The 21502-nt window shown below is 67.0% G+C and carries 22 protein-coding genes and 1 tRNA gene; 12 read left to right on the plus strand and 11 right to left on the minus strand.

Going from position 1 to position 21502, the window contains the following annotated elements; translation table 11 throughout:
- Positions 1–56 precede the first annotated feature (56 nt).
- The 6 genes from SK803_RS06675 (at position 57) to SK803_RS06700 (ending at position 7099) form a co-directional block, all read left to right on the plus strand.
- On the plus strand, positions 57–1877 hold the full coding sequence (locus SK803_RS06675; protein WP_319964890.1) for an NHL domain-containing thioredoxin family protein: 1821 nt from the start codon (positions 57–59) through the stop codon (positions 1875–1877).
- A 36-nt stretch (positions 1878–1913) separates the two neighbouring features.
- Positions 1914–2207: a GroES family chaperonin gene (locus SK803_RS06680; RefSeq protein ID WP_319965040.1), complete on the plus strand. Its 294-nt coding sequence runs from the start codon at positions 1914–1916 to the stop codon at positions 2205–2207.
- A gap of 280 nt (positions 2208–2487) precedes the next feature.
- Entirely contained in the window at positions 2488–4272 is a 1785-nt protein-coding gene (locus SK803_RS06685) for a VanW family protein (protein ID WP_406601494.1), read from the plus strand.
- A 46-nt stretch (positions 4273–4318) separates the two neighbouring features.
- Complete coding sequence (locus SK803_RS06690; protein WP_319964892.1) at positions 4319–5107, plus strand: DUF1206 domain-containing protein; 789 nt, start codon at positions 4319–4321, stop codon at positions 5105–5107.
- Between the two features lie 77 nt (positions 5108–5184).
- Positions 5185–6153: an FG-GAP repeat domain-containing protein gene (locus tag SK803_RS06695; RefSeq protein WP_319964893.1), complete on the plus strand. Its 969-nt coding sequence runs from the start codon at positions 5185–5187 to the stop codon at positions 6151–6153.
- A gap of 22 nt (positions 6154–6175) precedes the next feature.
- Positions 6176–7099 carry a hypothetical protein gene (locus tag SK803_RS06700; RefSeq protein WP_319964894.1) on the plus strand — a complete coding sequence of 308 codons (924 nt, stop codon included), beginning with the start codon at positions 6176–6178 and terminating at the stop codon, positions 7097–7099.
- A gap of 68 nt (positions 7100–7167) precedes the next feature.
- On the opposite strand, the gene SK803_RS06705 is transcribed toward SK803_RS06700, so the two are convergent.
- Together SK803_RS06705 and SK803_RS06710 are read right to left on the minus strand one after the other, a co-directional pair.
- Complete coding sequence (locus tag SK803_RS06705; protein WP_319964895.1) at positions 7168–9003, minus strand: acyl-CoA dehydrogenase; 1836 nt, start codon at positions 9001–9003, stop codon at positions 7168–7170.
- A gap of 151 nt (positions 9004–9154) precedes the next feature.
- Positions 9155–10189: an FAD-dependent oxidoreductase gene (locus SK803_RS06710; RefSeq protein WP_319964896.1), complete on the minus strand. Its 1035-nt coding sequence runs from the start codon at positions 10187–10189 to the stop codon at positions 9155–9157.
- A gap of 82 nt (positions 10190–10271) precedes the next feature.
- On the opposite strand from SK803_RS06710, the gene SK803_RS06715 reads away from it, so the two are divergent.
- Positions 10272–10850: a TetR/AcrR family transcriptional regulator gene (locus SK803_RS06715; protein ID WP_319964897.1), complete on the plus strand. Its 579-nt coding sequence runs from the start codon at positions 10272–10274 to the stop codon at positions 10848–10850.
- Here SK803_RS06715 and SK803_RS06720 read toward each other — a convergent pair.
- Positions 10812–11453 (minus strand): response regulator transcription factor, encoded by a 642-nt coding sequence (locus SK803_RS06720; protein ID WP_319964898.1) that lies wholly within the window; start codon positions 11451–11453, stop codon positions 10812–10814. The genes SK803_RS06715 and SK803_RS06720 overlap by 39 nt on opposite strands.
- A gap of 243 nt (positions 11454–11696) precedes the next feature.
- On the opposite strand from SK803_RS06720, the gene SK803_RS06725 reads away from it, so the two are divergent.
- On the plus strand, positions 11697–13208 hold the full coding sequence (locus SK803_RS06725; RefSeq protein ID WP_319964899.1) for a sodium:solute symporter family protein: 1512 nt from the start codon (positions 11697–11699) through the stop codon (positions 13206–13208).
- Here SK803_RS06725 and SK803_RS06730 read toward each other — a convergent pair.
- Positions 13198–13569, minus strand: coding sequence for a hypothetical protein (locus SK803_RS06730; protein ID WP_319964900.1), 372 nt, complete (start codon positions 13567–13569; stop codon positions 13198–13200). The two genes, SK803_RS06725 and SK803_RS06730, sit on opposite strands and share 11 nt — an antisense overlap.
- Before the next feature lie 90 nt (positions 13570–13659).
- Between SK803_RS06730 and SK803_RS06735 the strand changes: the two genes are divergently transcribed.
- Positions 13660–14076, plus strand: coding sequence for a hypothetical protein (locus SK803_RS06735; protein WP_319964901.1), 417 nt, complete (start codon positions 13660–13662; stop codon positions 14074–14076).
- On the opposite strand, the gene SK803_RS06740 is transcribed toward SK803_RS06735, so the two are convergent.
- The 4 genes from SK803_RS06740 to SK803_RS06755 all read right to left on the minus strand — a co-directional run bounded on the left by SK803_RS06740 (position 14073) and on the right by SK803_RS06755 (position 16913).
- On the minus strand, positions 14073–15035 hold the full coding sequence (locus SK803_RS06740) for a TIR domain-containing protein (RefSeq protein ID WP_319964902.1): 963 nt from the start codon (positions 15033–15035) through the stop codon (positions 14073–14075). The two genes, SK803_RS06735 and SK803_RS06740, sit on opposite strands and share 4 nt — an antisense overlap.
- A gap of 149 nt (positions 15036–15184) precedes the next feature.
- On the minus strand, positions 15185–15556 hold the full coding sequence (locus SK803_RS06745) for a hypothetical protein (protein WP_319964903.1): 372 nt from the start codon (positions 15554–15556) through the stop codon (positions 15185–15187).
- A 150-nt stretch (positions 15557–15706) separates the two neighbouring features.
- Complete coding sequence (locus tag SK803_RS06750; RefSeq protein ID WP_319964904.1) at positions 15707–16075, minus strand: roadblock/LC7 domain-containing protein; 369 nt, start codon at positions 16073–16075, stop codon at positions 15707–15709.
- A 64-nt stretch (positions 16076–16139) separates the two neighbouring features.
- Positions 16140–16913, minus strand: coding sequence for a hypothetical protein (locus SK803_RS06755; RefSeq protein ID WP_319964905.1), 774 nt, complete (start codon positions 16911–16913; stop codon positions 16140–16142).
- 399 nt (positions 16914–17312) lie between these two features.
- Here SK803_RS06755 and SK803_RS06760 point away from each other — a divergent pair, with 399 nt between their 5' ends.
- Both SK803_RS06760 and SK803_RS06765 read left to right on the plus strand, forming a co-directional pair.
- Positions 17313–17684, plus strand: coding sequence for a PadR family transcriptional regulator (locus SK803_RS06760; protein WP_319964906.1), 372 nt, complete (start codon positions 17313–17315; stop codon positions 17682–17684).
- Positions 17685–17748: 64 nt separating this feature from the next.
- On the plus strand, positions 17749–18741 hold the full coding sequence (locus SK803_RS06765; RefSeq protein ID WP_319964907.1) for a hypothetical protein: 993 nt from the start codon (positions 17749–17751) through the stop codon (positions 18739–18741).
- A 53-nt stretch (positions 18742–18794) separates the two neighbouring features.
- Here the strand turns inward: SK803_RS06765 and SK803_RS06770 are convergent, their stop codons facing one another.
- Both SK803_RS06770 and SK803_RS06775 read right to left on the minus strand, forming a co-directional pair.
- Positions 18795–19181, minus strand: coding sequence for a hypothetical protein (locus SK803_RS06770; protein WP_319964908.1), 387 nt, complete (start codon positions 19179–19181; stop codon positions 18795–18797).
- A 283-nt stretch (positions 19182–19464) separates the two neighbouring features.
- Positions 19465–19535, minus strand: a tRNA-Gly gene (locus tag SK803_RS06775).
- Positions 19536–19583: 48 nt separating this feature from the next.
- Between SK803_RS06775 and dcd the strand changes: the two genes are divergently transcribed.
- Positions 19584–20165, plus strand: coding sequence for a dCTP deaminase (gene dcd, locus SK803_RS06780; protein ID WP_319964909.1), 582 nt, complete (start codon positions 19584–19586; stop codon positions 20163–20165).
- Here the strand turns inward: dcd and SK803_RS06785 are convergent.
- Positions 20162–21136 (minus strand): cation diffusion facilitator family transporter, encoded by a 975-nt coding sequence (locus SK803_RS06785; RefSeq protein ID WP_319964910.1) that lies wholly within the window; start codon positions 21134–21136, stop codon positions 20162–20164. The two genes, dcd and SK803_RS06785, sit on opposite strands and share 4 nt — an antisense overlap.
- Between the last annotated feature and the right edge of the window lie 366 nt (positions 21137–21502).

Here is a 21502-nt window from a genome sequence, read left to right on the forward strand (position 1 = left end):
CGCCCACATGATGGACGCCGGAATGGACGCCCTGTCCCACCGTGTTGGATACGGTCGTGACGACTGTGAAGCGCCGTGCCCGTGTCCGTGCCCCTGAGCTGGTCGGACGCGGCTGGCTCAACACCGGCGGCGAACCGGTCAGCCTCAAGGACCTGCGCGGCAAGATCGTGCTGCTCGACTTCTGGACGTTCTGCTGCATCAACTGCCTGCACGTCCTGGACGAGCTGCGCCCCCTCGAGAAGGAACACGAGGACGTCCTCGTCACGATCGGCGTGCACTCGCCGAAGTTCGTCCACGAGGCCGACGCCGAGGCGCTCAAAGCTGCCGTCGAGCGGTACGAGGTGCACCACCCGGTCCTCGACGACCCCGAGCTCACCACCTGGCAGAACTACGCGGTCAAGGCGTGGCCGACGCTCGTGCTGGTCGACCCCGAGGGGTACGTCGTGCACGTCGCCGCGGGGGAAGGGCACGTCGAGGCGCTCAGGACGATCATCAGGGAACTGGTCGAGGAGCACGACGAGAAGGGCACGCTGCACCGCGGCACCGGTCCGTACGTCGCCCCGGAGCCCACCAGCACCACGCTGCGGTTCCCGGCCAAGGCCATCGTCACGCCGCGCAACACGATCCTGGTCAGCGACTCCGCCCACCACAGCATCGTGGAGCTGGAAGCGGACGGCGAGACCGTCATCCGCCGTATCGGCACCGGCGAACGAGGCAAAGAGGACGGCCTCAACCCCAGCTTTTCCGAGCCGGCGGGCCTCACCGCGGTCCCCAACACGCACGGCTACGACGTCGTCGTCGCGGACACCGTCAACCACCTCATCAGGGGCCTCAACCTCGACACGGGCGAGGTCACGACGCTCGCGGGCACGGGCGAGCAGTGGCGGGACGGTGAGACCGACGGGCCGGCCGACAAGATCGACCTCACCAGCCCGTGGGACGTCGCGTGGTGGAACGGTGGCGTGGCGATCGCCATGGCCGGCAACCACACGCTCGGCTTCTTCGACCCCGAGGCCGGCACCGTCAGCAGGCTCGCCGGCACCACGGTCGAAGGCATCAACGACGGGCCGGCCGCGGGGGCCTTCTTCGCGCAGACGTCCGGGCTGGCCGCGGACGGCGACAGGCTCTGGATGGTCGACTCCGAGACCAGCGCGCTCCGGTACCTCGAGAACGGTGAGGTCCACACCGTCATCGGCAAGGGGCTGTTCGCGTTCGGACACAAGGACGGCGACGCCGAGGAAGCCCTGTTGCAGCACCCGTTGGGCGTCACTGTCCTGAATGACCACTCGATCGCCATTTCGGACACTTACAACAACGCGATCAGGCGCTACGACCCCGAAACGAAGACGCTGACCACCATCGCGACGGACATCGCCGAGCCGTCCGACGCGCTCCTCGTCGACGACGAGCTCGTGGTCGTGGCCAGTGCTGCTCACCGTCTCGAAAGGTTCTCCGCGGCCGCCACGAAGATCGACGGCAAGGAGCACGCGGTCAAGCGGCCGTCCACCGACATCGCGTCCGGGGAGATCGAGCTCGCGGTGGTCTTCACGCCGCCGACCGGGACGAAACTGGACGAAAGGTACGGACCGTCCACCCGGCTGGAGATCACCAGCTCACCGCCGGAGCTGATTCTGGAGGGCGCGGGGGCCGGTACCGAACTGGTACGGGCGTTGCGGATCAACGATCAGGTCACGAACGGCGTTCTGCACGTCGTAGCGCAGGCGGCCAGTTGCAGTGACGATCCGGCCGACGAACACCCGGTCTGCCGTCTGACCAGGCAGGACTGGGGGGTGCCGGTTCGAGTTGTTGCCGATGCACCTACCCGTCTTCCGCTGCTGATGGGCGGCATGGACGAGGCTGGTCCAGCAGGCACGTAGACTCTGCTGGTGCCTGATGTCAAGCTCGAGATCCAGATGCTGTACGACCGCGTCATGGTGCGCATCTCGCCGGAGGACGGCGAGCGGCGTTCCAGTGGTGGCATCGTGATCCCCGCTACGGCCCAGATGGCGAAGCGGTTGGCGTGGGGTGATGTGTTCGGGGCTGGTACCAGCGTGCGGCACGTGAAGGTGGGCGACCGGGTTCTGTTCAACCCGGAAGATCAGCTTGAGGTCGAGGTGCACGGCACCACGTATCTCGTGATGAGGGAACGCGACCTGCACGCTGTGGCAAGTGAGCTCACCGAGCACGGTACTGGTCTGTACCTATGAGCCGCCGGTAAGTGATCTGCGCCTGATAGCTACACACATATGCCGCCTCAGGAGAGACAGGGCAACGGGGAGAGCTGTGCCGTACGACGCTGAAAAGACTAGAGCGATGCCGCCGGTCAATCCCGGAGGCACCGCCTCCGAGCAGACGACGAAGATCGGCCCAGTGACCACCGGCGCGCCCACCGAGGCGTGGCCTTCCGAGGAACCGGACAGCGAGCCGACCGTCACCGCGGCCGTGCCCGGCGTCGGGTTCCCGGCCGGCGAGGACGCGACCGAGTACATGGCGCCGGTGGCCCCGCCACTGCCGCAGCCGGAGGACTCGGGCGTCTACGGGCCGGTGATGATCGAGCCCGGCGAGGACGAGGAACAGCCGAAGAACAACAAGAAGAAGCTCCTGATGGTGGCCGCGGCCGTGGTCGGGGCGTTCGGCCTGCTCTACGGCCTGGACATCCTCGTCTCCAGCGGCAACGTGCCCCGCGGCGTGACCGTGGCGGGCGTCGACGTCGGCGGCATGGGCCACGACGAGGCCGAGAAGAAGCTGCGCGACGAGATCGGCCCGCGGCTGAGCAAGCCGGTCGCGCTCAAGGCCGGTGACGTCAACGCCGAGCTCGACCCCAAGGCGGCGGGTCTGGAGCTCGACTGGAACGGCACGATCGACCGCGCCGGCAGCCAGCCGCTCAGCCCGATCACCCGCGTGACCTCGTTCTTCACCAGCCGCGAGGTCGGCGTCGCGACGAAGGCGGACGACGCCAAGGTCTCCGGCGCGCTGGAGGCCATGCGCCCCAAGCTCGACCACGAGCCGATCGAGGGCACCATCAAGTTCGAGGGCGCCAACCCGGTCGCCGTCGAGCCGCACGACGGCCAGAAGCTCAAGACCGAGGACGCCGCGAGCGCGGTCGTCGCGAACTGGGCGTCCGGCAGCCCGGTCGAGGTCCCGATGGACTTCACCCCGGTGAAGACGACCAAGGAGGGCGTCGAGAAGGCGCTCAACGAGATCGTCAAGACCGCGGTGTCCGGTCCGGTCGTCATCAAGGGCGAGGGCAAGGACGCGACGCTCACGCCGGAGCAGATCGGGGCCACGCTGGCCTTCGCTCCCGGCGATGGTGGCGCGCTGACCGTCACGCCGAACAAGGACAAGCTCGCCGAGGTGACGGCGCCTCAGCTCAAGGACACGGTCAAGCAGGGCAAGGACGCCGAGATCGTCTTCGAGGGCGGCAAGCCGACCGTCAAGCCGTCGGTGGACGGCCTCGACCTCGACTGGGACAAGAACCTCCAGCCCTACTTCGACACGCTGAAGAAAACGGACGCGCGCGAGGTCAAGTTCGAGTACAAGCACACGCCCGCGAAGGTCACCACCGAGCAGGCGAACAAGATGGGCATCAAGGAGGTCATCGGCGAGTTCCAGACCGGTGGCTTCGCTCCCGCCTCCGGCGTCAACATCCGGGTCGTCGCCGAGAAGGTGAACGGCGCGATCGTGAAGCCCAAGGAGACGTTCAGCCTCAACAAGTACACCGGCCCCCGCGGTACCGCGCAGGGCTACGTCGAGGCGGGCATCATCGAGAACGGCATCCCCGGCAAGGCGGTCGGTGGCGGCATCTCGCAGTTCGCGACCACGCTCTACAACGCGTACTACTACGCGGGCATGAAGGACGCGGGCCACAAGGAGCACAGCTACTGGATCACGCGGTACCCGAAGGGCCGCGAGGCCACCGTGTTCATGGACGGCGCGGGCAACAGCCTGATCGACATCGCGTTCACGAACCCGGACGACACGGGCGTCGCCATCCAGACGATCTGGACCGGCTCGTCGATCAAGATCGTGCTCTGGGGCACCAAGAACTACGACGTCACCGGCTCCACCAGCGGCGAGTTCAACCCCACCCAGCCGCAGGAGAAGAAGGTCAACAAGGCCGAGTGTGCGCCGAGCAACGGCGCTCCTGGCTTCTCGGTGACGGACACCCGCACGATCACGGACCGCCGCACCGGCCAGTCCCGCAGCGAGTCGCGCACGGTCCGCTACGACCCGCAGTTCAAGATCGTCTGTGAGCCGCCGCCCGGCGGCTGAGCAACATTCAGGTTCGCCGTGGCCACGCGGGGGTATTCACCCCTTCGTGGCCACTGTTGCGCAGGAAGCGCGAAGACACCCCGCCGTTCAGACGTTGGGGCGGGCGGGAATGGTGCTGTACGGGGTCGTGCACGTCCTGGTGGCGTGGCTGGCGATCCAGGTCGCGTTCGGTGACTCCGAACAGGCCGACTCGAAAGGCGCGGTGAGCGACATCGCCCAGGGCGGCGCCTGGGTGTTGTGGACGCTCGCGATCGGGCTGGTGTTCTTCGCGCTGTGGCAGTTGTTGCTCGCCTTCGTGGGCTACACCTACATCGGCAAGAAGCGGAAGCGGATCTCCAAGCGCATCGGCTCCGCTGCCCGTGCCATCACCGCGACCGGTATCGCGCTCGGTGCCTTCAAATACGCGACGGGCGGCGGTTCCGGCGACCAGAACCAGCAGCAGCAAGAACTCACGGCGCAGGTGCTCGCGTTGCCCGGCGGCCAGTTCATCGTCGGCGCGATCGCCATCGGCATCCTCTGCATCGCCGGCGTGATCATCTACAAAGGAATCAAGAAGTCCTTCGAGAAGGACCTCGACATGAGCCGCGCGCCGTCGTGGATCGAACCCGTCGGCCGCATCGGCTGGATCGGCAAGGGCACCGCGTACGGCGTGATCGGTGTCCTCGTCGGACTTGCCGCGATCAACGCCGACCCCCAGCAGTCCGGTGGCATGGACAAGGCGCTGAAGACGTTGGCGGCACAGCCTTATGGCATGTTCCTGCTCAGCGCGGTCGCGATCGGCATCGCCGCGTTCGGCGTGTACTGCTTCGTCGCCGCACGCGCGCTCAAGGCGTGAAAATTCGCTGACCGCGGCCGTCCCCGCGTTGCCGGATTTCGCTGCGGGAACGCGGGGACGGCCTGCATGATGCGCGCATGCAGCGCAAATGGGGTCTCCTGGTCGCCACGGCGGCATTGCTGACGTCTACGGCAGCATCCACAACTCCGGTCGTCTTCGCCGCGCCCGAGCCGCACGGTGTCCAGTCCTCCGGGATGCAGCCTGCCGAGACCGGCGGGCACATCGGTGCCAGCTCCGCGAGCAGCGGCGCCAGATCCGGGGACTTCACCGGTGACGGGCTGCCGGACATCCTCGCGAGACAGGCCGACAACGGCGTGCTCAAGGTCTACCCGCACGGCAACAGCTTCGACGGGGGCTTCGACACCTTCCAACCAGCCGTGACCATCAACCACGGGTGGGGCGGCTTCCGCTGGATCGGTGCCGGCCGGATCACCGACGACCAGCTGGCCGACGTGGTCAGCATCGACAGCGGGGGCACGATGCGGGTCTACCCGCACTCGGGGACCTTCGACGGCCTCAACACCCTCGGCCCGTCGTACGTCCTCGGCACCGGCTGGAACATCAACGACCTGGTGCTGCTCCACGACTTCAACGGCGACGGCCGCGACGACATCATCGCCCGCCGGGTGAACACCGACATGGCGTACATCTACCGCCACCTCGGCAACTTCGGTGAGGTAGCGCGGTACAGCGCACCGGAAGCGCTGATGTACGGCGTCAGGTACGTCGTGGACATGAACATGGCCGATGTCACCTTCGACGGCTACCCCGACCTGCTGTACCTGGACCCGGCCGACACGCTGAAGGTGTTCTCGTTCCGCGGGGAGGCCAACTACACCCTCGGCCACGGGTTCACCACGCTCAACTTCGTCGGTGTCAGCTCGTACAGCGGTGACGCCTGGCCGGACCTGATCGGCAGGCGACACAACGGCGAACTGGTCGGCTACCGGCACTCGCAGACGTGGAACCCGGCCAACCCGATCGCGACGTTCCAGGCGCCGACCCTGATGGGCTACGGCTGGAACACCAACAACGTCATCAGCTGACCGAACCGGGGGAAAGAAAGCCATGCGAAGAAGAACCTGGATCGCCGCCGCGGTCGTCGCCCTGTCCGTCACGGGCCTCGCCGTGCCTGCGACCGCAGAGCCCGGCACCTCGCCCCGTCCGTCGGGTGACGTGACCGGCGACGGCAAGTCCGACATCACCGCGCGCACGTCCGACGGACGGCTCGTCGTCTACCCGCAGATCGACGGCGGCAACTTCGGCGCGCCGGTGACGATCGGCTACGGCTGGCGCGACGTGAACTACCACTGGATCGCCACCGCCAGGGCCGACGGTGCCGGCCCGAGCGACGTCGTCGCCGCCGACCTCGACGGCAACCTCTGGCTCTACCCGAACGCCGGTTTCAACGGCATCTCGACGCTGCGCCAGCGGGAGATCGCCGGCAAGAACTTCTGGTACTGGGCCGACGGCTGGGGCAAGGCCGTGATCCGCACGGTCCGCGGCGACGGCCTCGACGACATCGAGAAGATCTACGCCAGCGACAACGAGACCTCGATCTACCACTTCCAGAACAAGCTCGTGTACGGCGTCGACCACTTCGAGCAGTTCAGCATCGACCGGGAGAGCAAGGGCAGGGTCGTCTGGACGCAGTACTCGGAGGTGCCCGGCTCGGTGACGAGGGGCCAGTACCGCGACCGGATCGTCGAATACGCGAACGGCAGGCTCGCGGTGCAGAAGCTGGAGTTCGAGAACAGCGTCGGCCGCTACCGGGAGATCACGCTCGGCTGGGGCTGGGACACGCTGGACTCGTTGATGCTCAAGGAGATCAGCGGCGACGGCATCCCGGACCTGCTGGGCCGCAGGAAGAGCGACGGAGCGTTGGTCGCGTACTTGCACAGCGGCCGGTTCGACGAGAGCGACGTCTACAACACCTACCTGGCCCCGCGAGTGCTCAGCACGGGCTGGTACACCGTCGACCAGATCTCCTGACGAGGCAATGAGAAACGGGCCCGCGCACCTCGGGCAGGAGGTGCGCGGACCCGTTGTCCTTGAGGCGCTTAGAAAACGCTCTCGTCGATGTCCATCAGCGCGTTGTCGGTCTGCTCGGCGATCTTGCGGCGGGCGGTGAGCTCCGGCAGCACCGTCTTCGCGAAGAACGACGCCACGGCGATCTTGCCCTCGTAGAACGCCTTGTCCTTGGCCGACGGCGTGCCCGCGAGCTTCTGCAGCGCGACCTCGGCCTGACGCAGCAGCAGCCAGCCGACGAGGACGTCACCCGCGGTCATCAGCAGGCGGACCGAGTTCTGGCCGACCTTGTAGAGGTTGCGGACGTCCTCCTGCGAGGTGGTCAGGAAGCCGACCAGCGCGCCGAGCATGCCCTGCAGGTCTTCGAGACCCTGCTTGAGCAGCGCCCGCTCCTCCTTCAGACGGCCGTTGCCGCCCTCGTTGTCGAGGAACGTCTGGATCTCGCCGTTGATGAAGCCGAGCGCCTGGCCCTTGTCGCGGATGATCTTCCGGAAGAAGAAGTCCAGCGACTGGATGGCCGTGGTGCCCTCGTACAGCGAGTCGATCTTGGCGTCCCGGATGTACTGCTCGATCGGGTACTCCTGCAGGAAGCCCGAGCCGCCCAGCGTCTGCAGCGACTGCGCCAGCTGCTCGTACGCACGCTCCGAGCCGACGCCCTTGACGATCGGCAGCAGCAGGTCGTTGACCTTGGCCGCCAGCTTCGCGTCGTCGCCGCCCAGCATCACCTTGTCCTGTTGCGTGGCGGCGTACAGGTACACCGCGCGCAGGCCCTCGGCGTACGCCTTCTGCAGCATCAGGCTGCGGCGCACGTCGGGGTGGTTGGTGATGGTGACGCGCGGGGCGGTCTTGTCCGTCATGCGCGTCAGGTCGGCGCTCTGCACGCGCTCCTTGGCGTAGGACAGCGCGTTCAGGTAACCGGTCGACAGCGTCGCGATGGCCTTGGTGCCGACCATCATGCGGGCGTACTCGATGACGTCGAACATCTGCGCGATGCCGTCGTGCACCTCGCCGAGCAGCCAGCCCTTGGCGGGCACGCCGTGCTGGCCGAACGTCAGCTCGCACGTGGTGGACGCCTTGAGGCCCATCTTGTGCTCGACGTTGGTCACGAAGGCGCCGTTGCGCTCGCCCAGCTCACCGGACTCGGGGTCGAAGTGGAACTTCGGCACCAGGAACAGCGACAGGCCCTTGGTGCCTGGCTTCGCCTCGATGCCTTCGCCCTCGGGACGCGCCAGGACCATGTGCATGATGTTCTCGGTCAGGTCCTGGTCGGCGGACGTGATGAAGCGCTTCACGCCCTCGATGTGCCAGGTGCCGTCGTCCTGCTTGATGGCCTTGGTGCGGCCGGCGCCGACGTCGGAACCGGCGTCCGGCTCGGTCAGCACCATCGTGGCGCCCCAGCCGCGGTCGATCATCAGCTGCGCCCACTGCTTGTCGCGCTCGGTGCCGTTGTTGTAGACGACCGTCGCGAAGCTGGGACCCGCCAGGTACATGTAGACCGCCGGGTTCGCACCGAGCAGCAGCTCGGACGCGGCCCAGGTGACCGACGGCGGGGTGCCGAAGCCGCCCAGCTCGTTCGGCAGGAACAGGCGGTACCACTCGCCGTCCCACACCGCCTGGTACGACTTCTTCAGCGACGCCGGCAGGGTCGCCGAGTGCGTCGCGGGGTCGAACACCGGTGGGTTGCGGTCTGCGTCGACGAAGGAGTCCCCCAGGACACCCTCCGCGAGGTTCTTCACCTCGGCCAGCACGCTGCGCGCCGTGTCCTCGTCGGACTGCTCGAACGGCCCCGTGCCGAGGTGGTCCTGCACGTTGAAGACCTCGAACAGGTTGAACTCGAGATCCCGGACGTTGCTCTTGTAGTGGCCCATCTCGTCAGCTCACTCCTCAGGGTCGCGGCGGGGTCGCCTACTGACCGGTAACAACAGAGTATTACCCGACAGTAACCCCGGCAAGGGCGACCACCCACTGGTGGCGAATCAGACACTCCCGCAACCACCCTGAATCGGGCATGAGAGCCGGTCAGACGCGTATCGGACGCTCGGAGACCATCTCGAGAAGTGCGGGGTTCGTGCGCTCGGCGAAGCTGATCCCGCGCGGCAACATGACAGATTCGTAGGCTCGCGCACCGTCTCGGACACCGTTCTCGGCGATCGCGAGCGCCAGTTCGGCCGCGTCCTGCATCGCGAGGTTGGCCCCGACGCCCAGCGGAGGCATCAGGTGGGCCGCGTCACCGAGCAGCGTCACGCCGGGCGTGTGGTCCCAGCTGTGGGGCACCGGCAGCGCGTAAAGGGGCCGGTGGATCAGCTCGCCGGCGAGGAACGCCCTGAGGTCCGGGTGCCAGTCCGCGTAGAGGTCCAGCAGCTCGGCGTTGGAGGGCTTCCAATCCTCACGCGCGCGCATGCACGCATACGCGCGGATGTGATCGCCGCTGTTGCGCTGCGCCCACAGCATCAGGCCCTCGTGGTCCACGACCATCGTGCCCTGACCGGTGAGGTCGAGGAGTCGTTCGTCGTTGTCGTGCCGGGTCTCGACGAACATCACGCCGGTGTACTGCGGAATCGCGTCGGACAGGGCCTGGCGCACCCGTGACCAGGCTCCGTCCGCACCGATGACCAGGTCGAACGTGGCAGTGGAGCCGTCCAGGAACGTGATCTCGCCCGGTGCGGCGGAGTCGATGCCGAGGCCCCAGCAGACGGTTCCGGGCGCCAGTGAGTCGAGCAGGAGCTTGCGCAGCTGGCCGCGGTCGATCTCCGGGCGGAAGTCGCCCTCCGCCGGCTCGTGCTCGATCAACGCGGCCGTGGCGTGGTCGACCTTGCGCTGCTCCTGGCCCTCGAAGCGGGCGAGCGCGTGCCATTCGTCGAACAGGCCGGCGGCGCGGATCGCCTCCTGACCGCTGTCGGCGTGCAGATCGATGGTGCCGCCCTGCTGGCGGGCCTCCGGCGAGCTCTCCCGCTCGAAGACGGTGACGTTCTCGAAGCCGTGCAGCTGGAGAACGCGGGCACAGGTGAGGCCGCCGATGCCGGCCCCTGCGATGGCGATGCGTGGTGTGGTCATGCCGTCGATGAAAGCGTATCCACTACAAAAGTGCAACCACTACACTTTTGAAGTGGTTCAACTCGCACGCTAGGATCGGGCGGTGACCGAACTCGGCCGCCGTGAGCGCAAGAAGCTGCAGACCCGCCGGTCGATCGCTGACGCGGCGCTGGACCTGTTCATGGCGCGCGGGTTCGACGACGTGGGCGTGAAGGAGATCGCCGACCGTGCGGACGTGTCGGTGACGACGCTGTTCAAGCACTTCCCGAGCAAGGAGTCGCTGCTCTTCGACGAGGACGAGGAGCAGGAGTCCGCGCTGCTAGGCGTGGTGCGGGAGCGTCCGGCCGGCAAGTCGATCACGCAGGCGCTGCGGGACCACTTCGTCGAGGCGGCCAAGGGGCACGCCGACCACCCGATGTTCGACGACTTCCAGCGGCTGGTGCGGACGACACCGGCGTTGCGTGCGTACGCGCACGGGATGTGGATGCGCCATCAGGACGCGTTGGCGCGCGTCATCGCGGCGGAGATCGGTGCGCCGGACGGCGACGTCAGATGTGCCGCGCTGGCCCGGTTCGCCCTGGAGGCGCGGGACTTGATCTTCGATCGGCCGGACCGCGAACGGGCCGCCGACGAGGTGTTCGGGCTACTCGAGCACGGCTGGTCGGCCGATCAGCAGTCCTGACCGGTAAGCGAGTGACACCGCGTGCGTTCGGTCGCGCGCGCTGAGCTTGCGCAGGATGCCCTTCACGTGGGTCCGCACGGTCTCCACGGACACGATGAGCTCGTTCGCGACCTGCTGGTTTTCCAGGCCGTCCGCGATGAGCGTGAGCACCTCGTACTCGCGCCGGGTGAGCGTCGGCCGTTCCTTCGTCGGGCGCAGGTCGGGGTGCACGTAGCCGCGGGACCGGCACGTCTCGGCGATCACCCGGACGATCTGCTCCGGCTGGGCCGAACGCGGTACGACGCCGCGAACACCTGCTTCTAACACGCTCGTCACGTAGTTCGCGTGCGAGTGCGCGTCGCGGACGAGTCCGATGATCAGCAGATTCGGGTCGCGTTCGACCAGTAGCCGGGCCAGGTGGCCCACCGGATCGAGCACGGAGTCGATGAGGAGCACGTCGGGGCGCAGTCGTTCGTGCAGGCGAACGGCAGCGTGCAGATCACCCGTGGAACCGAGCCAGCGCAGGCCGCCGGTCCGCCTGATCAGGGCGGACAGGCCTTCGCGGTACAGCGGTACCGGGTCGATCAGCGCGACACCGGGGGCAGGCCGGCTGGGCGGGAGCATCAGCACCTCCGTTCGTGCTTCCGGAGGAGAGACGTCGTTCCCTCGGACGTGTGACGCGGAATAGCCGGTTCACGTAGGTGAACAAGGGTCACGAATGTGATTCAAGACCGCCGAAGGTCTTCCGTCCCGGGGCAACAGTCTCGTAAGACCTACGTCACATATCCCGTGCGGATGTGCCAGGTTCCCGCCGCCATGAGGCCTGGTGCTCTCGCGGGCACACGTGTGTGCACGCAAGGAGGTCACATGGGCACCCTCGATTGGATCGTGGTCGCCGGTTACTTCGTGGTGATGGTCGGCATCGGTCTCTGGTCCCGCGGGCGGATCAAGAACATCGCCGACTTCTTCACCGCGGGCGGCAAGATGCCGTGGTGGTTGTCAGGCATCTCGCACCACATGTCCGGGTACAGCGCCGTCATGTTCGTCGCGTTCGCGGCGGAGGCGTACCGGCTCGGCCTCACGGTCTACATCTGGTGGTCGCTGACGATCGGCATCGGCGTCGGAATCGGCGCGTTCCTCTGGGCACCTGCCTGGAACCGGCTGCGCGCCAAGCACGACGTGAAGTCGCCGCTCGAGTACCTGGCAATTCGATACAACGTGCCGACCCAGCAGCTCATGGCATGGGCGGGCGCCGGTTTGAAGGTCGTCGACATCGCGGCCAAGTGGGTCGCCGTCGCGCTGCTGCTGCAGGGCTTCGCCGGTGTCCCGATCTTCTGGGGCATCGCGCTCGTCGGCGTCGTCACGATGGTCTACTCGGTGCTCGGCGGTCTGTGGGCCGACGCGCTGACGGACTTCGGCCAGTTCATCATCCAGGGCGCCGCGGGCCTCGCGATGTTCTTCGCGGTCGCGTCGCACTTCGGTGGCATCAACTTCATGTGGACGATCTGGGACAAGCTCCCCGAGAGCCACAGCGACCCGCTGACCGGTCCCTACACGCTGACGTTCTTCATGGCGCTCTTCCTGATCAAGACGCTCGAGTACAACGGCGGCATGTGGAACCTGGCCCAGCGCTACATGGCGGCCCCGTCGGGCTTCGCCGCGAAGCGTTCGGCCCTGCTGTCCGCCGGGCTGTGGCTCGTCTGGCCGCTCATCCTGTTCTTCCCGATGTGGGCGGCCCCGCTGATCGTTCCCGGCATGGACGCCAACGCCGAACAGGCCTACGTCGAGATGGGCAAGGCCATGCTCCCCGCGGGCATGGTGGGCCTCGTCCTCGCCGGCTTCTTCTCGCACACGATGGCGATGGTCTCCTCCGACGCCAACGTCATCACCGCCGTCATCACCCGCGACATCCTTCCGCGCATCTGGAAGGGCGCCCGTGCGATGACCGCGGATGCTCAGTTGAAACTGGCGCGCATCACGACGTTCCTGTTCATCGGCCTGTCGATGACCATCGCGTTGACAGCGGACACCAAGGGCTTCGTGCTGAAGGTCGTGATCGCCCTCGTGGCGGCCACCATGGGCCCGATCGCGATCCCGCTGATGCTCGGCCTGCTCCCGTGGTTCCGGAAGTTCGGCCCGACGGCAGCCCTGTCGTCGACCATCGGTGGTCTCTCGACCTGGATCTTCCTCTACGTCGAACAGCAGTTCCTGAAGGACTTCGTCGTCTCGCAGGCCCTGATCGTCTCGACGCCCCTGCTGGTCTCCCTGGTCCTGTACCTGGCGATCGGCTTCGCGAAGCCGGAAGCCTCGCCGGAACGCGACGCGCTGATCGACTCGCTGAAGTCCGACGAGCCCGACGTGGCCACCGTCAAGGCGTAACCACGGCACGTTCCTTCTGCATGATCCTCGCGGCGGCGCATCCGAACAGGGTCGCCGCCGCGAGCCAGATGTAGGGCATCGGCGTACCGGTGTACGTCTGGCCGGCGGTGGCAAGGATCGCCGTCGCGCCCGCCACGAGCCCGGTGGTGTGCGTGACGGGGTAGGAGCTCTTCAGCACGGTGACGACGGCGACGGGCACGAGCAGGAAACCGTAGGCCAGGATGCGGGTGGCGAGATTGGCGTGGTCGGCCAGCTCGTACTTGAGCGCCGGCACCGCGAGCAACGCCAGGACCAGCCCGATGGCGAGCCCGACCGCCATCGGCTTGAGCAGCACGCCAAGCCCTTGCCTCACATGCGTCATGCGCTTCAAGACGCGTGTGTGACCCGTTGGTTCCGTGGCGTGCGTCATCGTCACGAGACTCATGCGCGGTTGCGCATGCACAGTGGAGGCATGGGTAAGTGGTGTCCTGCTGACGACGCGGAACTGGCCACGGGGTGGCGGCTCTGGCTGGAGCTGAGCGACCGCGTGTACCCGGACCCGTCGTGGGACGGCACTCCGGCCGATGCCATCCGTCAGGTCCGGGCCCTGCTGGAGGACTGCGAGTCGATCCGCTCGGACTACCTCGCCGAGACCGCTCGCCCTTCCGTGGCCCTGCTGCAGCTCCTGCAGTCGATGTCGTTCGTCGCCTCGTTCGCCGTTGATCTGTGGCACGACGACACACACCCGTTGGACGTCGAGCGCGCCGAGTTGCTGCACGGCGATCTCGCGTCGTTCGCCGACCACGTGGCGGGTGTGCGCGCTGCTCTCGCTCGTGGCGGTGGGTGGGTGGAGTTGGACCGCAGGCCGTGGGGTCTACCGGTCGACTAGACCGCTTTGCCCAGAGCCGCGGTCACCATGTCCACCAGTTCGGCTGCCATGTTCGTCACGCCCTGCGCTCCGCGCGCTGACGCCTCCAGCCGATGTTGGCGTGCTGCGACACCGGTGTAGAGGAAGAACGGCGTCGAGAGATCCCGCGATCGGACCTCGTTCAACAAGGCAAAACCCTCGTCCGGGCCCTCAGCTCTGCCCATGTCCGAGATGATCGCTCCGAACCGGCGTTCGTCGAGCACGCTCAGGGCCTCCCTGGTCGACCTGGCGAGAGTGAACTCGATGCCGAACGACTCGAAAACCTTCCGCTCGCGCTGGTTGTTGCCGGGATGGTCGTCGACCCAGAGGATGCGTCGCTTCCAGTCGTCTTCGGGGTCTTCGCCGAGAAGTCCGACCGTCGCGCGTGCGCGCAGAGTCCGGCCCGTGGCTTCAGAGGCGGCCGTCTCCACGTTGATGCCGGCCGGTTCGTCGGCTGCCTGCGCCAGTGCGAGCGAGAGCGCGCCGGTGACGACCTTCTCGAGTTGTGAGGCGTTCATGTTCGAGACCAACGTGCTCGGCTGGGGAGCTGTGTAGGCCCCGCTCTGGTCATGGCTGACCAGTTCCGCGGCTCTGGACGCCACCACGGCCAGCGTCCGCTCCCAGGCGTCGCCTTGAAGAATCGGAGGCAGATGCTTTTCCGGCAGCGACGAGTCGGCCACGTACACGATGATCGGTGTGCCGGCCCCCCAGAACGCTCCCAGCTCCGCGCCGCACCAGCTCGACTTCACCGAAGCGTGGGTGGCGATGAAAACGCACACCGAGCACGTCTGCACGGCTGCACGGAGCTGGTCGCGGAGCGAGGCACCGCCGGTCTTGATCTCGGCCGGCCGCCAATACGGGACTTTCAGCCGATCCAGCGACTCGGTGACGTTCGCGAACTCGGGCTTGTTGTCGAAGGAGTGGCTGATGAACACCGTCACAGTGACCACCTCGCATCACGGAGATCTTGTCGAGGCCGAAGTGGCCACTCTACCGGTTGGGGCCAAAAGAAGCTCTCAACGTCGAAAAAAGGGCCCAGGCCGTGCGACCTGGGCCCTTGGGTGGAGCGGCTGACATGAATCGAATCGACCTATACCTGCAGGTCGGCTTCGATGCGCTTGAGCTGATGCCTGGCCATCGCGAGGTTCGCGACCTCCCTTTCCAGCACCAGGTACAGGAAGAGCGAACCTCTGGATTTCATCCCGCTCATCAGCCGGATCAGGTGGTACTGGCGGTGCAGCGTGATCAGGATGTCCTCGATGCTGTCGTTGAGTCCGAGCGAGGACATCACCCGCAGCTTCGACCTGATCACCTCGGTGTTTCCGGCCGCGGCGATTTCCAGGTTCAGCCAGTCGCCTCCACCGCTGGTGCCGAGCGACATTCCGCTGTCGTAGTCGACCAGTGCGACGCCGACGGCGCCGGAGATGGACATGGCCTCTTTCAACGCGATATCGATGTTCATCGAAATCCACTTCCCTGTTTCAGCTGGTGGTTGAGGTGACGTGGCCGACTTCCGGTGTCTCGGTCGCATGCGGACACGTCTCCATGCAGAAGAAATTGACGAGAACAATGAACCAAACGTGGACATGTACTCACCGGATTGAGGTGTTTGCTACGCGGCCAGGATCGCGCCGACCCGTTCGATCACAGGCCGGGACTCGTGCAGGAGACGGCCGAGGTTCAGCCCTTTGTCCCCGAGTACGACCATCAGTGAAAGCCTGCCGATGGCGTACACGGCCATGTAGCCCTCGCTGCCGAACACCACGGTCTGGCTGAGCGTGCCCAGGCCGATCACCTCCGCTGCCTGGCGCGCGATTCCGAGCTCGGCGGCGGCCAGTGCGGAGATGTGTGCGGGTTCGACGTTCTTCGCCACGTCGGCGAGGATGGGGATCCCGTCGGACGCGGCCAGCACCGTGTCGGTGACTCCGGGGACGTTCTCCCGGAGCTTCCGCATCTCGGCGCTCAGGGCGTCGTAGTCCAATTCACTCCACTCCTGAATTGGAAAAGCCGAACCGCTCAGCACTAACATTCCACCTCCGAAGTCCTCAGACGGTTCCGGAATCCGGCGCGGCCCGTCCCGGGCGGCGAGTGGGCAGTGAACTCGCCTGGTCAGCCTCGCGACTGACGGTCTGCGTCGCTGGTGTCCGAGGACGCAGTGAAGTCAGTCCCCAATGCGAACAACTGGACGATGTCGCCGGTGGGGCGATCTCCAGCAGTCCGTCACCGAGCATTCGGGAAATTTCGACGGTGACCGGGTAGAGGCTTCGGCCCAGCGCGAAGGCCATGTCCCGCGCGGTGCGCCTTCCGGTGGCGTGCGCGATGATCTCCCGCTGTTCCGCGGTCACCACGGCGGACTCCGTTCTGCCCGCTGCCACCACCCGGTCCCGGTAAGGCGACAAGGTGACCGCGAGTGAGGCAATCGCATCCAGTCGGCGGGCCGTTTCCGACAACAGCAGGTCCGTGGCGACGCCGTCGGACGCGGCCAGCAGGGGGTGATCGATGGATTCGTCGACGAGACATTCCTCGATCTCGCCGGCGGCAGTGGCGAACGCCCCGTCCAGCACGACTGCCGTGATGAGGTCCTCGACTTCGGTGGACTTGATCCCTCGAGCCAGAAGTGCCGCTTGAAGGGATCGTGTCTCGACACTCTCCACCAGTGCCGCGGTCCAGTCGCTTTCCTCGATCCTGCCTGAACTCAGCAGAAGTGTCTCCAGTCCGGGAGATCCGGGGCTGTCCACCGCGACCACCGCGCCGTCGCGCAAATGAAACAGTCCGCCCGCATTGCCGACAACGCGCAATGCGCCGGTGACTCGATCCACGTTGCACTGCGTCAGGGCGGACGCGAGAACGTCGAATGCAGCTCGATTGTCGCGTGTCAGGAGTTACTCCGGGTGAATTCGGGCCTGCAGAGCGTATCTGGCGTGATCATCCGATTGGGTACTTCACCCTCATCGAAAGAGCGATCGCAGGGGTTACTTCTTACCCGTCGACCCGAACTTTCCCGAGCAAGCGTCACCTGATTGAGTGAAGCATTCCAGTTCGTGAGGCAAAAGCCGACTGGACGGTTTGGTGGCTACGCCTTATCGCACGACAACAACAGCAACTTTCATTTGCGATAAATGAATCCTGCTGGGCTGAAGATTGGTTCACGGCCACGTGTCGGCGCTCGGCACTATGGGTCGGTTGACGATATATGTCGGCAGCTGTAGCTTCCTGGTGTGCCCATCCCGCTTCGTGAGCCCACGTTCCTCATCCTCACCGCGCTCACCACCGAACCGCTCCACGGCTACGGCATCGTCCGGGCCGTAGCGGAACTTTCAGCCGACCGCGTCCGCCTCCAGGCCGGCACCTTGTACGGCGCTCTCGACCGGCTCAAGGACGACGGCTGGATCGAACTCGACCGCGAGGACGTCGTCGAAGGTCGCCTGCGCCGCTACTACAAGCTCACCGACACCGGCGCCGGCGTTCTCGCCGACGAAACCGCCCGGCTGCGCGCCAACGCCGACGCCGCCACCGCCGGCCTCCGCGCTCGCGCCGCCCGTGGTGGCTTGAGCGGCTTCGGCGCAGGCCCCGCGGCCGGCCTGGCCTGACGCACCGAGCAGTGACGCACCCGCTCATGCGAACCGACCCCGTATTCCTCGAAGGAGCACGTCTGTGACCGTCGCCGACCCGGCGTCCCACCGCCTCGAGCACGCCTACCGCAGGCTGCTCCGCTGGTACCCCGCCGCCTACCGCGCCGACCGCGAGCAGGAGATGCTGGGCACTCTCTGCGAGATGGCGCAGCCCGGCCAGATCCGGCCCACCGCACGGGAACGAGTCAGTCTGCTGCGCGGTGCCGTCCGTGCCCACGTGCGCGGAGCGGGTGACGGCATCCGCGGTGCGACCGCCGCGGCGACCATCCCCGTCGCCGCCCTGATCACCGGCTACCTCCTCGCCGTCTACGCGTTGCTCGCCTTCGACGGCATGGGCCTGACCGACGTCGTGCACGTCGGGTCGGTGTGGGGTCACCTCGCGCTCGCGGTCACCACCGCACTGTGGGCCGGGGCCGTGGTGTCGGTGCTTCGGGGCCACGCCTGGTGGGCCAGGGGCTTGGCCGCCGGTGCCGCTCTGGCGGCGCCGTTCATGCCCGGCGTGGACGCGGGCGTGGGTACGGACGCGCACAAGGCCGTGGTCATCGGTGGTCTGCTCCTGCTGCTCGCACCCGCAGCCGCTCTCCGGCTCGACAAGCGCGAGCGCCTGCGCGCCGGGCTCGTCGCCGCGCTCGTCGCCCCGGTCTCCGTGGCCTTCGCGGTCCTCACGGTGGCCACGTCGGTGCCCGCCCACAGCAGGCGTTCCTTCGCGATGGACCTCGACGAGCAAGCGCTCCCCATCGGAACGGCTCTCGCCCTCCTCGTCGCCGCGGGGCTGGTCTTCCAGCGCACGGGAGCGCGCGGCCTGCTCACCACCCTGCTGATCGCGAGCGCCACCGTCTACCTGCTCGAGCCGATCCACGACCTGCTGCCGCGGGGCTCCATGCTGGCCATGGCAGTCCTGTTCGGCTACCTCCCGGCCGTCGCGCTGGCGGTCGTCGCGTTCACCGCGACAACCATGGCGCTCCGCCACCTTCGCCGGGCCCTCAACCGTCCCCAGGGCGCCACCGCGGCCTGACTCGAAAACGAGGGCCCAGGTCGTGTGACCTGGGCCCTCGGCATGAAGCACCGCTAGACGCGGTCGCCCACCTGGTTGACGAACCCGGACGCGTCCGGCGGCTCGTTCTGCGTGCCGAGGTACTCGTAGGTGTCCTTGTCGAACACCATCACCGTCGGCTTGGCCTCCGGCAACGAGCCCTCCGGTACCGGCCAGCTGATCCCGATCCCCGGCCGGCCGGCCGAGACGTTCTCCACGACGGTCAGCCCCGGCACGCGGGTCGCCGCCTCGAACAACGCGGCCCGCTGCGGCCCCGGCAGGTACGAGCCGCTGACCATGCCCAGCACGTCCTTGCCGTACGAGTTGACCGACCGGTCCTTGTCGTTGCCCTGCAAGAACAGCGCGAACTTCTCCGGCACGCGCAGCGACGCTTCTACGAGCTCCGCGTCGGTTGCTGTCATGGTGGCCTTTCGAGCGAAGGGTCTTCGCCCTGTTATCAGCAGAACGCCCCGAGCGAGTTCACGGCCGGAGCGTCAGCAGATCGAATTCAGGCCGTTGCGACCGGCTGGCTGCGCGCGGATCGCGAGGTGACGTGCTGGGAACCCGTTACGGCGCAATCACGCAGCGGGCCGGGGGTCCGGGGGCGGAGCCCGCCCGGCCGGGGTCTGGGGGCTGGGCCCTCAGAAAACACCGAAACCGGTGCGGCCTGCGCTTTCCGCAGGCACACACCGGCTACCGGTTTCGAGCGGGTGACGGGAATCGAACCCGCCTCTACAGCTTGGGAAGCTGTCGTTCTACCAATGAACTACACCCGCGAAGCAGTGCGTCGCCGATCATACACAAGGCTGAGCTAGCCTGTCCGCGTGCTGCTGAGTGACCAGGATCTGCGCAAAGAGGTCGAGTCCGGCCGTCTCCTACTCGACCCGTTCGACGTCGAGATGGTTCAGCCGTCGAGCATCGACGTGCGGCTGGACCGGTTCTTCCGGGTCTTCAACAACACCCGCTACACCCACATCGATCCCGCCTTGCAGCAGGACGACCTGACGAGTCTGGTCGAGACGGCGGAGGACGAGCCGTTCGTGCTGCACCCCGGTGAGTTCGTGCTCGGCTCGACCTACGAGATGGTCACGCTGCCGGACGACCTGGCCGGGCGCCTCGAGGGCAAGTCCAGCCTCGGCAGGCTCGGGCTGCTGACCCACTCCACGGCCGGCTTCATCGACCCCGGCTTCTCCGGCCACATCACGCTGGAGCTGTCCAACGTGGCCAACCTGCCGATCACGTTGCACGCGGGCATGAAGATCGGGCAGCTGTGCCTGTTCAAGCTGTCGAGCCCGGCGGAGCACCCGTACGGCTCGAAGCAGGCCGGCAGCCGGTACCAGGGGCAGCGCGGGCCCACGCCCAGCCGCGCCTACCTCAACTTCCACCGCACCGACACGCGGCGCTAGAAGCCGTAGCGTTCCAGCACGCGGCGGCGCAGGTCGGGATCTGACCGGGGCACGGGCTCCAGGAAGATCTCGTCCAGGTCGCTGAACGACGTGCGCAGCTCCGCGGAGATGCGCACGCACGCGTTCTCCAGTTCGAAGGCCGTCAGCTCGTCCCTGAAGTCGAGTCGTGCGCACAGCAGCACGCGGTCGGTGCCGATGAGCATCGTCAGCACGTCCACGACGGCGTCGACTTCGGGCACTTCGCCGAGCTGACTCCAGATCGCCTTCACCATCACCGGGTCCGCCTGCCGTCCGATCAGAAGGCCGCGGTTGGTGCGCGCCAGCACATAAGCGACCAACGCCAGCAGCACGCCGATGGCCAGCGAGGCCAGGCCGTCCCACAGCGACGAGCCGGTCAGCTGGTGCAGGCCCAGGCCGGCGAACGCCAGCAGCAGACCGATCAGTGCGGCGGAGTCCTCCAGGAACACCGTTTTCACGGTCGGGTCGTCCGACACCCGCAGGAAGTCCCAGAACCCGCGGCTGTGCGCGGCGGCCTCGGAGCGGACCTGCCGGAACGCCTGGGTCCACGAGATCGACTCCAGCACGAAGGCCAGGCCGAGCACGAGGTAGCCGACCCACGGCCGGGTCTGTTCTTCCGGTTCACCGAAGACCGTGCGGAAGCCCTCGTAGAACGCGAACATCGCGCCCGAGGCGAAGATCGAGACCGCCGCCAGCAGGGACCAGAAGTAGCGCTCCTTGCCGTAGCCGAACGGGTGACGGCGGTCGGCGGGGCGGTCCGAGCGGCGCAGTGCGGTCAGCAGGAGCGCTTCGGTGAACGTGTCGGCCACCGAGTGCGCGGCTTCGGAGAGGATCGCCGCCGAACCGGTCAAAACGCCCGCAATGGCTTTCATGACGGCAATCGCCAGATTCACCAGCAGGGCCAGGACAACGGTGAGAGTGCTTTCGCCCGAGGCCTGCGGCTTCTCGCTCATGACGATCAGCTTAGGGCCTCGCCCGCACGCCCACCTGCCGTTGACCGGCCAAAATCTCGGCTCGGTCCCTCGGTGGCAGCAGGGGAAATCAAACTGAAGAATGCGCTGGGTCTTGTTTGTGTTGCGCAAAAACCGCCGATAGGTGAATGAGCATCGGCGGCACCGTGTTCTACGGCCCGGCCCCGATGTCGACGGGCGTGGTCGGCTGGCGAGCACGCCGTCGACCTCGGTCCGCGCCCTCGTGATCGTTACTGCATTCGAGTGACATTCGGCGGCTGGGGCAACATCTGCGGGGCCTGGGGTGTCTTAAGGCTGGGATCTGCTCCGGGGGGACGCTGATCACCAGGGGGTAAGACGGAGCGGCCC

Source organism: Lentzea miocenica (assembly GCF_033949945.1).
GTDB lineage: Bacteria > Actinomycetota > Actinomycetes > Mycobacteriales > Pseudonocardiaceae > Lentzea > Lentzea miocenica.

Coding starts and splice junctions, on each gene's coding strand:
- SK803_RS06710 (WP_319964896.1), bottom strand. CDS start 10,189: ATGACCACACCACGCATCGCCATCGCAGGGGCCGGCATCGGCGGCCTC.
- SK803_RS06770 (WP_319964908.1), bottom strand. CDS start 19,181: ATGACAGCAACCGACGCGGAGCTCGTAGAAGCGTCGCTGCGCGTGCCG.
- SK803_RS06785 (WP_319964910.1), bottom strand. CDS start 21,136: ATGAGCGAGAAGCCGCAGGCCTCGGGCGAAAGCACTCTCACCGTTGTC.
- SK803_RS06720 (WP_319964898.1), bottom strand. CDS start 11,453: ATGCTCCCGCCCAGCCGGCCTGCCCCCGGTGTCGCGCTGATCGACCCG.
- SK803_RS06680 (WP_319965040.1), top strand. CDS start 1,914: ATGCTGTACGACCGCGTCATGGTGCGCATCTCGCCGGAGGACGGCGAG.
- SK803_RS06685 (WP_406601494.1), top strand. CDS start 2,488: ATGGCGCCGGTGGCCCCGCCACTGCCGCAGCCGGAGGACTCGGGCGTC.
- SK803_RS06730 (WP_319964900.1), bottom strand. CDS start 13,569: ATGACGCATGTGAGGCAAGGGCTTGGCGTGCTGCTCAAGCCGATGGCG.
- SK803_RS06735 (WP_319964901.1), top strand. CDS start 13,660: ATGGGTAAGTGGTGTCCTGCTGACGACGCGGAACTGGCCACGGGGTGG.
- SK803_RS06695 (WP_319964893.1), top strand. CDS start 5,185: ATGCAGCGCAAATGGGGTCTCCTGGTCGCCACGGCGGCATTGCTGACG.
- SK803_RS06705 (WP_319964895.1), bottom strand. CDS start 9,003: ATGGGCCACTACAAGAGCAACGTCCGGGATCTCGAGTTCAACCTGTTC.
- SK803_RS06745 (WP_319964903.1), bottom strand. CDS start 15,556: ATGAACATCGATATCGCGTTGAAAGAGGCCATGTCCATCTCCGGCGCC.
- SK803_RS06700 (WP_319964894.1), top strand. CDS start 6,176: ATGCGAAGAAGAACCTGGATCGCCGCCGCGGTCGTCGCCCTGTCCGTC.
- SK803_RS06725 (WP_319964899.1), top strand. CDS start 11,697: ATGGGCACCCTCGATTGGATCGTGGTCGCCGGTTACTTCGTGGTGATG.